This window comes from Pectobacterium peruviense, from assembly GCF_003312355.2.
In the GTDB taxonomy this organism is placed as follows: domain Bacteria; phylum Pseudomonadota; class Gammaproteobacteria; order Enterobacterales; family Enterobacteriaceae; genus Pectobacterium; species Pectobacterium peruviense.
The window spans coordinates 2,294,454-2,309,263 of sequence record NZ_CP161826.1 but is presented as its reverse complement, the minus strand read 5'-3'; the positions used below and the strand labels follow the sequence as shown (position 1 = coordinate 2,309,263).

Here is a 14,810-nt window from a genome sequence, read left to right as displayed (position 1 = left end):
GCGCATGCGGTTAGCGATGAAAGCTAACGCAGCCGTAGCGCACGCCAGCGTGGAAGATCGGTAAATCTGATTTCATATTCCGTGCTACCGTGTCTTTCCGCACCAAAATACTGTTTTTCATAGATCAACTTATCGTCCTCAAAACGCACGGGGACGATAAATCCCCCCGCAGCCTGAGAAACCTGGCATTGCCTTTCTTCGAGCACATCAATACACAGCAAAGCCGTTTGCGGACCGTCGCGTTCGGCCGTAGAGAGCCACTCTTGTACCACAAGGTAACGAGAATCCGGCGACCACAGCATGTCCTTGCCGAAAACACGATTTTCCAATGCGTTGCCATCGATCGATAGCGAAAAATAAGGCGGGCCAAACCGAATTTCACCAGCGCAAATCAGCATCGCGCTATGTTGTCGATCGAATGAAGGCAGTTTGTGCAGCATACAAAAAGGTTCCCGAGCTAGTCTGATGTTATCTCGATCAGATTACCATCAGGGTCGCTGACGATCGCTTCATAAAAACCGTCCCCTGTCATACGAGGTGAGGCAACCAGAATGCCGCGTTCCGCTGCTTTGCTGGCTAACGCTTCCACATCCGCTTTACTGCCAACCGAAATCGCGACGTGTGCCCAGCCGCAGCCTTCTTTATTGGTGAACGCTTCTGCCAGCACCGGCAGCGTCATCAGCTCAATGGATGCCCCTTCACTCAGTTGAACGAAATGCGATTCAAACCCAGGGCGATTCCGACTCACATATTTTTCCCCTACCTGAGCAGCGAAGAACTCTTGCCAAAATGCCGCCTGTGCGACCAGATCGGCTGTCCATAATGCAACATGTGCCACTTTCATCATGATTCCTTCTTAATCGTTGTCTTTCACATCGCCATGGTCTGTTATACAAATCAGCGGCGATTACCGCGATCCGTTGAGAATCGCTAGAACCTGCGGATGCAGATCTGGACTACCGGTCGCGACCACGGTGCCACCAGCTTCCGCTCGCTGCCCGTTGAGATCGGTGATGATGCCGCCCGCCTGCTCAATAATCGGAATCAACGCGACAATATCGTAGGGCTGCAATGCAAATTCCACGCAGATATCTATCTGGCCTGCCGCCAGCATCGCCAGCGCGTAGCACTCACCGCCGTAACGCGTCATCAGTGTGCTTTCGGTGAGCTCTGCGAAGCGAACGGTCGGATGCATGCTCAGCGCTTCCGGCGCGGTGGTGTGAAGAATCGCCTGTTCGAGTGACACGCCTTTACGCGTACTTAAGCGTGTTTCTCCCTGCCGATCGCTACGCCAGGCCTGTGAACCATCGGCCCAGAAACACTCTCCGGTAAACGGCTGGCTCATCATTCCCATCACCGCACGTTCATGATGCAACAAACCGATGAGTGTTCCCCACACGGGTAGCCCACACAAGAAAGGCCGGGTTCCATCAACCGGATCCAAAACCCAGCGCACTGGCCCTTCACCGCTCAGACCAAATTCCTCTCCCATAATCGCGTGCTCGGGATAATGGCGCGTGATGTGTTCACGTATCACACGTTCGGCTTCCCGATCGGCTTCCGTAACTGGATCAAAGCGAAAACCCTCTTTTGGCTTCGTTTCAATTTGGTTGGCTTTAAGGGAACGAAAACGCGGCAACGTTTCTTGACTGGCTAACGTGGCAAGCTCATGAAAAAAAGCAATATCGGGAAGCGGCTGACTCATGGTGTTTTACCCTCCTATCGCGTTTGCGCGATCGTATCACTGAGAATTAGGCTGATAGATAGCAATGCTCGATTCAGTTAAATTACACACAAATGAGCATAATAATACGCTCGATTATGAGTGAAAAAACAAGCACCGACAACCTCACTTTCACCTCCGGATAAAAAAATAGCCCCCAAACGCTACCGTCAGGGGGTTATAACAAGAATAGCTAAACTGAATTATTCAGCTCAGGTCAGCGCCGTTGCTGGCGATCACCTTTTTATACCAGTAGAACGATTTCTTTTTCTTTCTGGCTAATGTCCCCTCGCCTCGGTCGTCGCGATCAACATAGATGAAGCCATAGCGCTTGCTCATCTCGCCGGTGGATGCGGCAACCAGATCGATACAGCCCCATGAGGTGTAGCCGATAACCGGAATACCGTCGCCGATGGCATCCGCCATCGCGCTGATGTGCTCACGCAGATAGCTGATGCGGTAGTCATCATCGATGTCGCCCTGCTCGTTAATCTCGTCCTTCGCCCCTAGTCCGTTCTCCACCAAAAACAGCGGTTTCTGATAGCGGTCATACATCATGTTCATCGTGATGCGCAGGCCCAGTGGATCAATCCCCCAGCCCCATTCACTCGCCTTGATATGCGGGTTCTTCAACGATTTCACGATGTTCGCGGCGCTGCTGTTGTGCTCATTCATATCTGCCGACGCACAACGGGAGGCGTAATAGCTGAAGGAAACAAAATCTACCGTGTTCTTGAGAATTTCGTCATCGCCCGGCTCAGAAGCAATCGTGATGCCCTTCTCTTTAAACAATCGTCCGGTATACGCCGGATAGGTGCCGCGCGCCTGCACATCGATAAAGAACAGGTTTTCACGATCTTTATTCAGCGCCGCCCAGACATCTTCCGGTTTACACGACCACGGATAGAAGTTACCGCCAGCCAGCATACAGCCGACCTGATTTTCCGGGTTAACCTCATGCGCAATCTTCGTCGCCAGCGCGCTTGCCACCAGTTCATGGTGTGCGGCCTGATATTTTACCTGCTCCTGATTTTCCCCTTCGGCAAACACCAGTCCCGCGCCGGAAAACGGGCTGTGCAGTAAAATATTAATTTCGTTGAACGTCAGCCAATATTTCACCAGCCCGTCAAAGGCTTCAAAGCAGGTTCGAGCGTAACGCGTGAAGAATTCCACCATTTTCCGGTTACGCCATGAACCGTATTCGGTGACCAAATGCATTGGCACATCGAAATGGCACAGTGTTACCAGCGGTTCCATGTTGTACTTATTGCACTCGGCGAACACATCACGATAAAACGCGATGCCATCCGCGTTGGGCGTCAGCTCATCCCCGTTTGGATAGAGGCGGCTCCAAGCGATGGAGGTACGGAACACCGTAAACCCCATTTCCGCCATCAGCGCGATATCTTCCTTATAGCGATGGTAGAAATCGATCGCCTGATGGCTGGGATAAAACTCATCCTCACGCAGCGCAAAACGCGGTTCTTGCCCCAGTTTCACCGGCAGACGATTCACGCCGTGGGGAATCATATCCACCGTCGTCAGCCCTTTACCGCCTTCAAGGTACGCGCCTTCTGCCTGATTGGCCGCAATCGCGCCCCCCCATAAGAACCCATTGGGAAATGTTGATGCAGACATACGCTCTTTCTCCTTCGTATTTAGTGCTTCATTTAATTCGTGTTCGCTGCGTGCTGCGGCGCGGAAACCTCGTCGCTCTGTACGCGCTTCTCTTCTGGTTTTTCTTCTACTGGGATGTCTTCAAAGCCCAGCAGCAAGGTCACAAAGAAGGAAATCACGACGGACAGAATCATGACGCCGAATACCCAGGCAATGCTCATCGGATTGGCAGGATCGAAGAACTGTACGCTAGTGAATAGCCCCGGCGATGCCATTGAATGGCTCGCCAACCCGCCGATACCGGCGACGGCACCACAGATAAACCCGGTGATTAAACAGGCGATCAGCGGACGTTTCAGACGTAAAGCGACGCCGTACAATGCAGGCTCAGAGATCCCGGCAACAATGGCCGATGCCGCAGCCGCCAGCGCCGTCTGGCGCAGTTCCGGGTTTTTGGTGCGCCAGGCGACGGCCAGTGATGAGCCGCCCAGTGACAGGTTCGCACCAATTTCAGACGGCATAACCATGCCTTCTTTGCCGGTTTCGGCAATGGTTTGAATAATGGTCGGCGTAAACACACGGTGCATACCGGTCATCACCAGTAGCGGCCAGATAGCGCCCATGATGGCAACAGACAACCAGCCCAGATAGTCATGCACGGTGTACACCACCGCAGAAATACCGCTACCGATCCAAATCCCAATCGGCCCGATAAGCATGATGGCAATCGGGGATGCAATCAGCACGATTAACATCGGTTTGAGGAAGTTTTTAGTCACGGCTGGCGTAATACGGTCTACCCATTTTTCAATGTAAGACAGAATCCAGGTCATGCACAGCGCCGGAATCACGGTGTAGGTATATTTCACCGCGGTGACCGACAGCCCCATAAACACCACCTGCTGACCCTGTGCTGCTTTTGCCATCAGATCGATGAACGTCGGATGGACCAATACCCCGGCGATAGCAATCGCCAGCGACATATTGGTTTTGAATTTTACCGCCGCAGACGCCGCCACCATGATCGGCAGGAAGAAGAACGCGCCGTCACCAATCACGTTCAGAATCGTGATCGTCGATGCACCCTTCTCAAACAGCCCGGTCATATCCAGAATCATGGCGAGCAGCTTCACCATCGAGCCGCCAATAATCGCCGGAATAAGCGGTGACATCGTACCAATCAGCGCATCCAGAATCCCTGCACCGATGCGTCGCAGCGTAATTTTATTGTTCACCGGCACCGCTTTTTCAGCAGTCGCACCTTCCGGTAACAGCTTCACCACCTCGGCGTAAGCCTGAGAAACGGTATTACCGATGATGACCTGGCACTGGTTATCGTTTTTCACCACACCCAGCACGCCGCCGATCGCCTTCAATTCGGCAACATTCGCAGCATCATTGTCTTTAAGCACAAAACGCAGGCGGGTCATACAATGCGTCACGGCAGCGATGTTATCAGCACCACCGATGGCATCGACGATCGAACGGGATACAGCCGCATAATTCTTTGACATGGATAGACAATCTCTCGTAATCGCGCACGTTACACCCGTTTCAACAAACCGCTCACCGCGAGTTCATTGTTTGGCATACGCACATTTATTATTCAATTTCATACAGTTATGAAAGTATTCATGCCGGTATCCCTGCTCCATGCAACGTGATGAAACGCTGATGGGTAACCGGTTCCACATGATAGTGTTTATATATGAATGTAATTTCAATAATTTTGTTATGAATATTTTTCTTATGTGATCGTGATCGTCATGAATAGCGTGCTATTCCCCTCGATCGCTTCGGTTCTGCACTCATCACCCTGCTACCAGTCCATATCCTAAATAATTCGAGTTTCAGGCAGGCGGCAAGCGAAGGCATTCCGATGAGCTTACTCAAGTAAGTGATTCGGGTGAGTAAGCGTAGCCAACGCACATGCAACTTGAAGTATGACGGATATAAAGTGTGTAAAATGGTGGAAGTACTCAACGTCTCAGGATGTCCCATGTCAACAATGCAGGAAGTGGCGAAGAAAGCAGGCGTATCAAAAGCGACGGTGTCGCGCGTGCTTTCAGGTAAAGGCTATACCAGTGAAGAAACCAAAACGCTGGTCTATCAGGCCATTGAAGAGACGGGATATCAGCCAAATTTACTGGCGCGTAATCTGGCGACCAGCAAGTCAGCCTGCATTGGTTTGGTGGTGACGAATACGCTCTATCACGGCAGCTATTTTAATGAACTACTGTCACAGGCCGCCAAGAAGCTCGAAGACAATGGGCGTCAGTTAATTCTGGTCGACGGTAAACACAGTGCCGCTGAAGAACGCGATGCGATTCAATTCCTGCTCGGTTTACGCTGCGATGCGATTATCATCTACCCTCGTTTTCTCAACGTGGATGAGATGGATGACATCATCGATAAGCACAAGCAGCCGATCATGGTGGTCAACCGTAAACTACGTAAACACCAAAGCCACTGCATCTGCTGCGATCACAAAGGTTCCAGCTATAACGCCACACAGCATCTGATCGCACGCGGTCATAAAGACATCGCGTTTATCACGGGTTCACTGGATTCACCGACCGCTATCGAACGCCTTTCTGGCTATAAAGATGCCCTGACGGCAGCTAACATCGCGGTGAGGGATGAACTGATTGTGAGAGGAAAATGGACGCCGCGCTGTGGATCGCTCGCCATTACTACCCTGCGCGATAGCCAGGTATCGTTCAGCGCCGTGCTTGCCAGTAATGACGATATGGCGATTGGTGCAATAAAAGCGTTGGATGAAGCTGGCGTTGCCGTACCGAACGACGTCTCTGTGGTCGGGTTTGACGATATTCCTACCGCCCCGTTTTTGAAGCCGTCACTCTCCAGCGTAAAAGATCCGGTGAGCGATATGATCAACGAAGTGATTAACCGCTTGGTCGCTATGCTGGATGGCGGCTATTTCTCGAAAGAGAACCTGTTTTTGTCTGAACTTCGGGTCAGGGATTCCATTCAGAACGGGCCATATGGGTAACCAACCTGCCTGATCTCAACTCGGGGTCGTTTCAGACCCCGTTTTAACACCTTATGTCAGCACCAATAGTGATCAAAAATACCCGGTATCAACAGACTCAGAATTGCCACTGTACGCCTACGCTGTAGCGCGTTTGATCGCCATCACGATGACCGAAACGGCTGCCGATTTCGGAGTACAGATTCAGATTCTCTGCCGCAAGCCACTGCACGCCGACCGTCGCCTTGCCGAAATTCTTATCCTGTTCTCCCACCGCAACGCGGCGGTTTGCGCCATCGACATGATCTTTCACGGTAAAGCTGGAATCGAGCCCATCGGCCAATTCACGCACCCACGCCACCGTCGCGTAAGGTTGTAGTGACATCGTGTTGCTGAACTCCACCTTGCCGCGCACGCGCCAGCCCAGACTGGCTTCCAGTGAATCGACATCCTGTTTTTCATACCGCACGCCAGTCCGCAAATTACCCTTGTCATCAAACGCGTTGATGCGATAACGCGCGTAATCCAGCCCAACAACTGGGCCAGTGCGCAGGCCGCTTATCGGGAAGTCATAACCGCCGCTTACGCGGGCACCGATAAACTGCGCTTCGGTATTACCATCCAGCGTGTTGTCCAACAAAACCGGACCGCCCGCAGATTGCAGGTAAACAGAGCGGCGTGACTCAATCGCCGCACGACCCGCCGTCACTTCGCTACCCAGCCAGACGGGCCCGCCCTGATTCAGCAAACCATAGACACCCGCTTGCCAGGTATCGCTTTCAATATGTCCATTGCGCTCCAGCTTATCCTTGCTGCGCAGCAGGCTCAGGCTGCCACCAATAGTGACACCGTCACTTAATTGATAATCCATCAGTGCATAAGCCATCGCCTGCCGAGAGCGCTGCTGCGGTGCGCGATCAAAACCATTTGACGGAATAACATCGCCCTCAACCCCAATCGCCGTATCCAGCGTGCCCACGCTACGAGCGGTATTTTGCAGCAGCAACCAGCGCTGGTTATGTAAATCACTCAATGACTGACGCTGACGCTTCAGACTCTCTTCCATCGCCTGCTGCGTCGCGGCAGCGGAATACGCCGAGTGCAGCAAATCGGTATTGGATATTTCCAGCAGCAGTCGCGTTACCAGTCGTGAAACGTCACGCAGGCGCTGATCGATACGCTCCTGTCCGAACACGCTGGTCAGAAAGGCTTCGTTATCAACGGTGGGATCATGCCATGTCGCGCCGCCCGGCACTGCGGGATTCGTGGTTTGCTCATAGCCATCTTGATCGCCGATATCCCAGTTAGTGGCCTCCATATAAAGCACGGGAATATCAAACGCCGCATTGAAGCTATCGCCGTCGCTGCAACAGCCGGTTCCCGCCGGATAACTCGCATTCAACCCCGGATTGGTAAACAGTTCGATACCCAGTTCATTTGCAATACGCAGCGTCTGTTCACGCAGGCCTGCCTGAGCGGGATTTGCTACGCTGTTATCGCCAGCGTGAGCATAGAGTTTGTCACCAGTGATCATACTGTCCATGTTAATCATGGCCTTAAGATCGCCCGTGTTTCCTTGCGCAATCAGATCGTTAACCATCGCACGCGAACCGCGTAGCCCCTCTTCTTCTGCACCGAAGGCAGCAAAGACCAGCGTTTTTTCCGTCTGGATACCGCTGAAATTACGCGCCACTTCCGTCAGAATGGCGGCACCCGATGCGTTGTCATCCAGCCCTTGCAGCGTTGGCCGCCCAAAGAAGGTATCAAAATGCGCCCCGGTAATGATGTATTCACTGCTCAACCCGACATTAGAGGCCAGCACGTTTTGTGATGAACGCGTCGTACCGCCTGCCGTCCAGGAAAAATCCTGCCTGACCGTGCTATAGCCGGGCGCCATACGCTGCGTCATCCAGTCCGCCGCACCAGCAAAATTTGCCGTATCGCGATAGCGCCCCGGATAATCATTAATGAGCGTATCCACTGTCTCTCGCGCATAGTCACCATAATCATAAGCCCAGGCCGGTACACATAAACACGCCATCCCTACCGCAACAGCTACTTGCTTCAACATACACCCCACTCCCTTTTCTCGTTATATACCCGTAATACGTCAAGCTGCATGTTCGTTGGCTGCGTTCAAATCTGCTCCAGGCAAATTTGTCACCCGAATCACTTACCTGAGATGATCAACAACAGCGCCAGAGGAACCTTATCTAGGTCATGTCTTTGTTAAAGAAAGAAAAATAGCAGCAATATTCATTCCAAGACTATGGGATAGAAGAAAATGTGATGAAATGTGTCAATAAGCAGCAAATCGAAAGGAAATAATCAGAATTGTGTAATGTAGATTAATCATAGGGTTAATTATGAATTAACCTAATTTCATCAGAAGACGAGCGAATGATTAGCAGGGAAGAAAAAAGGTGATGGAAACGCGACAGGTTTGATGAAAATGCGATGAAGAGGCTTTTATGAGGATGCAACAAAGACAAAAAGGGCAAAACACGCACCGAAAACGATCGTTTACAGCACGTGATTACCCATTTTTATAGAAAATTTAAACGTAAACGTTAAGCTGGTTAGTGGCCGTTGGGCGGTTCACCCCATCAGCTATAGGCGGCTTAAAGACTGAACCGCTATTTTCGTACGCTGTCTGCGTCCGGGTAGCGGCGTCCTGATTAGGGTAACCAGACAGTTGCGACGAGCGGGAAATGCCTTGGACATGATCAGGCTTGTCAGGCGCGGCGTAATAGGACACTGGAGAAACTAGGTTGAGACCAATCATTTTCTTTCCCCCTATTCATCTCATCTGCCAAGAAAACTTATCTTGCTTATTACTGAGTATAGAACAGTCAAACAGGGGGAGTATGTAAGGTTTTGTCTGAAAAACCGCCGCTCATGCAGCCCTCATAAGGGGAAAGATAAGACCCAAAATCATTCTGATTTATTATCAAGCCGTTATTTGTTTTTATTCCACGCGCGCAGGCGTCCGGCCGCATTTTTATAAGGCGAGGCGGTATTAAATTGAATCATCCGACCACGCGTCCACTTTCCGTACCAGCATTCGCCATAGAGTTGTTCATCGGTATAGCGTTCAACCAGTGCGATGAGCGACCGTTTATTCGCGGCAAGCAGTGCGACCAGTTCCGCCCAATCGGTAATAGGGGCATAGTCCTGATAGAATTTTTGTGCCAACAGGCCGAGCTGATTCCATTTATAACCAGCCTCTGGAAAATCAATGGTTTTGCCCTGCTCTTCGTGTTCATGCCATTTCAGCACCACATTGCCCCAACCTAGCAAATACGCCACCAGATTTGCCGGGCTCATCAGCGTTCCCTGCGCATGCCCTGCCATTTCTGGCGAAAATGCTCGCTCTGTAGGCACAGCATCGATCTGCTTCATTAATAGCGCAAACTGACTGTTGATCGCCTTAATCAAGGCTTCCTTGCTCTCCGGAACCGCCATCAAATAACCTCATTTTTCTGCTATAGACAGAATCAGGTTACTGCTCACATAGCGGCACAGCGTTGTCATCGCTCACGTTTCTCATCATTGTTCACGCTTCTAGCCGTTGATCAGCGTTGCGCTAACAGCCGAATCGACGCCTCACGTTCACCGGGTGACGTCACGGGCGTATGGATAATGAACTCATCTACGCCAAAGCGCTGATGATAGCTCTCCAAGCGCTGATGAATATCTTCCGGCGTGCCGTAAAGCACATGCCGTGGCTCCTGTTCGATACGGAAATCCGTCACGCCTGCCTGTCTAACGAAATTCTCGGCCTGTTCCTGACTGCCTACCGTTAGCGGCGGCTTGTTTTCAATATAAACCTTATAGTTATGCTGCGTGCTGGCCAGCGCTTCCGCATCCTCATGACGTTCGGCGGCAATCACCGACAGCGACAGCAGCGTTTGTGCACTGGCTGGTTTCAATTCCCGATAGCTCAAGAGTGATTCCGTCAGCAGCGTTTCGCTGGCGTTAATGAACCCAGCGAACACGAAATTCCAGCCCAGCGATGCCGCTAATCTCGCACTCTCCTGACTGGCTCCCAGCAGAAAGCGCTGTGGCTCATGTTCCGGCAGCGGTGTCGCATTCAGGCTATCTGCCGTACCGTCATTGCTATCCAGAAAACGATTGAGCTGATGTAATTTCTCCGTGAAGGCGACCCGCTGCGCCTCACCGATTTCCTGCTGTAACGCCCGTGTCGCCAGCGGCAACCCGCCCGGCGCTTTACCGATACCTAAATCAACACGACCGCCTGCCAACGCGCTGATGACATGGAAATTCTCCGCAACTTTATACGGGCTATAATGCTGTAACATCACGCCGCCGGATCCGATACGCAAAGTTGTCGTATGCGCTAACAGCCAGGTGATTAAAACCTCGGGAGACGACCCCGCCAGCTCATCGGAATTATGATGTTCGGAAACCCAAAAGCGGTAATAGCCAAGCGCTTCAGCCACTTTCGCTAGCGACACGGTTTGTGCCAACGCCTGTGCCGCGCTCATTCCTTCGGCGATAGGGCTTTGATCTAATAAACTGAGCTTATATCCCACGATGTTTCCTTATTTTTATCGGCTATCTGTTAGCGCTATTCATAGCAATAAATAGTCATAACCAAAAAACAGAAATAGCAAAAAACAGAATAAGAAGAATGTTGCATAAAGGTATAAAAAATAAATATCAATAATGAGTTTTGTTAGCAGGAATATTCATAATAAATGAATACAAAAAACACCATCATAAAAAGACATGAAATATAACCAGATGGTATTTATCCATTGAGTTGCTATCGGCTACCTTTATCATGTTTAAATTTTGTTAAGGAGGTGTATTGATATGGCTGAATCTATCCCCTGTTGTGATACGTCATTTGAGCAACAGTTAATTAACTGGCGACGGCACTTGCATCAGTACCCGGAATTGTCCAATCAGGAACACCAAACCACCGCGCACATTACCCGCTGGCTACAAGAGAAAGACATCCGCCTGCTGCCCCTTGCGTTAACCACCGGTGTCGTTGCCGAAATTGGTCACGGCAGTGGACCGACGATTGCGCTACGTGCCGACATTGATGCGTTACCGATTGAAGAGCTGGTCGATGTCGACTTTCGCTCTCAGCACGCTGGCGTCATGCACGCCTGTGGCCACGATTTCCACACCGCCGTGATGCTCGGCGCTGCCTGTCTGCTGAAAAAACGCGAACATGCCTTACCAGGTAAAATCAGGCTATTTTTTCAACCGGCAGAAGAGGTGTCTACCGGTGCCAAACAGCTTATCCGTGCAGGTGCGCTCGCCGATGTTGCCGCCGTTTTTGGCCTGCACAATGCGCCCGAACTCCCCGCGGGCACCTTCGCCACACGTAGCGGCCCGTTTTATGCCAATGTGGATCGCTTCGCTATTCACATTACTGGTAAAGGCGCGCACGCAGCCAAGCCGGAACAGGGTATCGACAGCATCGTGACTGCCTGTAATATCGTCAATGCACTGCAAACACTGCCTAGCCGCAGCTTCAGCTCGCTGGAATCGCTGGTCATCAGCGTCACGCGTATTCAGGGTGGTAACACCTGGAACGTACTACCGCAAACGGTAGAATTGGAAGGTACGGTTCGTACTTACAATGCCGCGATTCGTGCAGAAATACCGGGACGAATTGAACAACTGATTAGCGGGATCGCCCTTGCGCTGGGCGCAAAAGCGGAACTGAAATGGTATCCCGGCCCGCCTGCGGTCGTGAACACCAGCGAATGGGCCGATTTCAGCAAACAAATTGCCCGAGACGCAGGTTATCAGGTGGAAAACGCCGAACTGCAAATGAGCGGCGAGGACTTTGCCCTTTACCTTCAGGAAGTGCCGGGCACGTTCGTCAGTATTGGCTCAAACAGTGAATTTGGCTTGCATCATCCTCAGTTCAATCCAGATGAAAGCGCCATTGCACCCGCATCACGCTACTTTGCACAGCTAGCGGAAGCCGCACTGCATCGCTTGCGCACCACGAAAGTTACCCCACCACAGGCAGTGTTTTCTTCATCTTAATACGTTGATCTACAAATACAATCACCTCCGCTCGATCGATTGGGCGGAGGGGACTATTCCCTAAATCACTCGCGTTGGCAAGCTGGTGAAAAACCTATTTTCAGAACGAAAACGGGGGTAATGGAATAGAAGAGTAAAGCGTCCGCGCCAGGGATGGCGCGGCTCGAGCTTACAGGGAGGTACTTGCAGCGTCTTTACGATCTATCCATTACCACCGCTCAACGCGCGTATATAGTTTAACGTATAGTCAATGTATTTCATTAACCACGAACCGCATGATAACCACGGGAAAAATACACCAGGCCATCGGTACTTTCGCCCTGCTTAATCGCTAACACTCGGCAAATAAAGATATCGTGCGTCGCCGCGCTCACCACTTCCTCAACCCGGCAGTCAAATGCAACCAAGGCATCCTGCAATACGGGTGATCCCGTGTGTAACACGTCCCACTCCGCCGCCGCAAACCGTTCTTCCGTAGACGACCGGCTTCCAAACAGCGACGACAGCGCTTCGTGGTGTGCCGCTAGCGTATTAACGCATAGATGTTCATTCACCTGAAACGTGGGATACACAGATGAACCGCGATTCAGACACACCAGCAGCGTGCCGGGCGTATCACTGACGCTGGACACCGCAGACGCCGTAAACCCAGCCTTACCTGCTGGGCCATCGGTAGTAACGATATTAACCGCCGCGCTCAGCTTTGCCATTGCATCGCGAAACGCCTGCTGGTCAACGGCGGTAACCGTAGCAGAGGGAACGGCGTCATTCACAGTTACGCGTCGTTCAACTGTCAAATCAGACATGAAATTTTATCCTTTAGATACGGCGAGAGGCATAGCCATTAACATCATACTAACAAAATAAGCCGCGCCATCATCTGAATTTTTTGAATTTCATTATACATTTTTGTTGTTTTACATCACTCCTCGCCTCATCAATAGTGAAAACACGCTCTTAACGTCCTATTAACCTTTCATTGAATGCGTGAATATCTATTAATGGTTTTCTCTGTTGATAGCTTGTTGTTGGTTTATTGATAGCCAGCTTATTAATGAATTTTTCACCTTCATGAAAGTATGTTCGATTAATAAAAGGTTTCTCATAATGAGTAAAAAACAAACATCATCAAAACGGCAATTAAGATTAGGTTTAATATTACAAGGCGCGGCGGGGAATATGTCCGCATGGCGACATAAAAACGTCGTCCCCGATGCCAGTATTAATTTTGGTTTTGTTTTAGATGCGGTAAAAAAAGCCGAACAGGGAAAATTCGACTTTGTTTTCGTCGCTGACGGCTTGTATATCAATGAAAAATCCATCCCCCACTTTCTCAACCGTTTCGAGCCGTTAACGCTGCTATCCGCGCTGGCTACCGTCACCAGTCATATTGGTCTGGTCGGCACACTCTCGACGTCGTATTCCGAACCGTTTACCACCGCCCGGCAGTTCGCTAGCCTCGACCATCTCAGCAACGGTCGTGCAGGCTGGAACGTGGTGACATCGCCATTAGAAGGATCGGCAAAAAACTTTTCCCGCGCACAGCACCCGGAACACGCGCTGCGCTACCGCATCGCCGATGAATTCCTTCAGGTGGCGAAAGGTCTGTGGGATTCCTGGGAAGATGATGCCTTTATTCGCGACAAAGCCAGCGGGCAATTCTTCGATTCTGAGAAGTTGCACACGCTGAATCATCAAGGGGAATTCTTCTCGGTACAGGGCCCGCTGAATATTGGCCGCTCTGCGCAGGGTCGCCCGATTGTGTTTCAGGCTGGCGCGTCTGAGGACGGGCAAAAACTTGCCGCTAAACACGCCGATGCCATCTTTACTCATCAACACACGCTGGAAGACTCGCAGCGTTATTACCGCGAAGTGAAGCAGAAGCTAGAAGAAAACGGTCGCCACGCCGATCAACTGCACGTCTTCCAGGGCGTCAGCGTGATTGTCGGCAATGATGCAGAAGACGTCGAGCGCCAGTATCAGGAAACGGCGCAGTTGGTCACGATTAAGGACGCGCTCAATTATCTGGGGCGCTATTTCGAGCACTATGACTTCTCACAACACCCGCTGGATGAGCCCTTCCCTGATATCGGCGAACTGGGGAAAAACAGCTTCCGCAGCACCACCGATGAAATCAAACGCAACGCACAGGAAAAAGGCTTAACGCTGCGACAGGTCGCGCTGGAAGCGGCGTCACCCCGTCCAGTATTCAGCGGCACGCCCGAGCAAGTGGCGGATGGCTTACAGCTCTGGTTTGAAAATGGCGCGGCAGACGGCTTCATCATTCAGGGGGGCACGCCAGATACACTCAATCACTTTGTCGATCGGGTCGTCCCTTTGCTGCAACAGCGCGGCCTATTCCGTCAGGAGTATGCCGGCTACACGCTGCGGGAAAATCTGGCGCTGGATTATCCGGTGAATCAATTCACGCGCTAGTTTGCA

13 protein-coding genes are annotated in these 14,810 nt (G+C 51.4%); 3 read left to right on the top strand and 10 right to left on the bottom strand.

The window, feature by feature from the left end:
* Window positions 1–23: 23 nt before the first annotated feature.
* The 5 genes from DUT67_RS10430 to ascF all read right to left on the bottom strand — a co-directional run bounded on the left by DUT67_RS10430 (window position 24) and on the right by ascF (window position 4,854).
* Entirely contained in the window at window positions 24–440 is a 417-nt protein-coding gene (locus DUT67_RS10430; RefSeq protein ID WP_113632967.1) for a hypothetical protein, read from the bottom strand.
* A gap of 17 nt (window positions 441–457) precedes the next feature.
* Entirely contained in the window at window positions 458–844 is a 387-nt protein-coding gene (locus DUT67_RS10425; RefSeq protein ID WP_113632966.1) for a VOC family protein, read from the bottom strand.
* Window positions 845–907: 63 nt separating this feature from the next.
* Window positions 908–1,705 (bottom strand): histidinol-phosphatase, encoded by a 798-nt coding sequence (hisN, locus tag DUT67_RS10420; RefSeq protein ID WP_113632965.1) that lies wholly within the window; start codon window positions 1,703–1,705, stop codon window positions 908–910.
* 225 nt (window positions 1,706–1,930) lie between these two features.
* Window positions 1,931–3,361 carry a 6-phospho-beta-glucosidase gene (locus tag DUT67_RS10415; protein WP_113632964.1) on the bottom strand — a complete coding sequence of 477 codons (1,431 nt, stop codon included), beginning with the start codon at window positions 3,359–3,361 and terminating at the stop codon, window positions 1,931–1,933.
* 32 nt (window positions 3,362–3,393) lie between these two features.
* On the bottom strand, window positions 3,394–4,854 hold the full coding sequence (gene ascF / locus DUT67_RS10410) for a PTS cellobiose/arbutin/salicin transporter subunit IIBC (protein WP_048260028.1): 1,461 nt from the start codon (window positions 4,852–4,854) through the stop codon (window positions 3,394–3,396).
* 485 nt (window positions 4,855–5,339) lie between these two features.
* On the opposite strand from ascF, the gene DUT67_RS10405 reads away from it, so the two are divergent.
* Window positions 5,340–6,353, top strand: a complete 1,014-nt coding sequence (locus tag DUT67_RS10405; protein WP_113628093.1) for a LacI family DNA-binding transcriptional regulator — start codon at window positions 5,340–5,342, stop codon at window positions 6,351–6,353.
* Window positions 6,354–6,450: 97 nt separating this feature from the next.
* Here the strand turns inward: DUT67_RS10405 and DUT67_RS10400 are convergent, their stop codons facing one another.
* From DUT67_RS10400 to DUT67_RS10385, 4 genes are all read right to left on the bottom strand, one after another.
* Window positions 6,451–8,403, bottom strand: a complete 1,953-nt coding sequence (locus DUT67_RS10400) for an autotransporter domain-containing protein (RefSeq protein WP_113628092.1) — start codon at window positions 8,401–8,403, stop codon at window positions 6,451–6,453.
* Window positions 8,404–8,889: 486 nt separating this feature from the next.
* On the bottom strand, window positions 8,890–9,117 hold the full coding sequence (locus DUT67_RS10395; protein WP_048260025.1) for a hypothetical protein: 228 nt from the start codon (window positions 9,115–9,117) through the stop codon (window positions 8,890–8,892).
* Between the two features lie 173 nt (window positions 9,118–9,290).
* The gene (locus tag DUT67_RS10390) at window positions 9,291–9,797 is read right to left on the bottom strand and encodes a ClbS/DfsB family four-helix bundle protein (RefSeq protein WP_113628091.1); all 507 of its coding nucleotides are present in this window, start codon (window positions 9,795–9,797) and stop codon (window positions 9,291–9,293) included.
* Window positions 9,798–9,907: 110 nt separating this feature from the next.
* The gene (locus tag DUT67_RS10385; protein WP_048260023.1) at window positions 9,908–10,888 is read right to left on the bottom strand and encodes an LLM class flavin-dependent oxidoreductase; all 981 of its coding nucleotides are present in this window, start codon (window positions 10,886–10,888) and stop codon (window positions 9,908–9,910) included.
* Window positions 10,889–11,171: 283 nt separating this feature from the next.
* Between DUT67_RS10385 and DUT67_RS10380 the strand changes: the two genes are divergently transcribed.
* Complete coding sequence (locus tag DUT67_RS10380) at window positions 11,172–12,368, top strand: M20 peptidase aminoacylase family protein (protein WP_048260022.1); 1,197 nt, start codon at window positions 11,172–11,174, stop codon at window positions 12,366–12,368.
* A gap of 260 nt (window positions 12,369–12,628) precedes the next feature.
* Here the strand turns inward: DUT67_RS10380 and DUT67_RS10375 are convergent, their stop codons facing one another.
* On the bottom strand, window positions 12,629–13,174 hold the full coding sequence (locus DUT67_RS10375; protein WP_048260021.1) for a flavin reductase: 546 nt from the start codon (window positions 13,172–13,174) through the stop codon (window positions 12,629–12,631).
* Between the two features lie 301 nt (window positions 13,175–13,475).
* Between DUT67_RS10375 and DUT67_RS10370 the strand changes: the two genes are divergently transcribed.
* Window positions 13,476–14,804, top strand: coding sequence for an LLM class flavin-dependent oxidoreductase (locus DUT67_RS10370; protein ID WP_048260020.1), 1,329 nt, complete (start codon window positions 13,476–13,478; stop codon window positions 14,802–14,804).
* Window positions 14,805–14,810 lie beyond the last annotated feature (6 nt).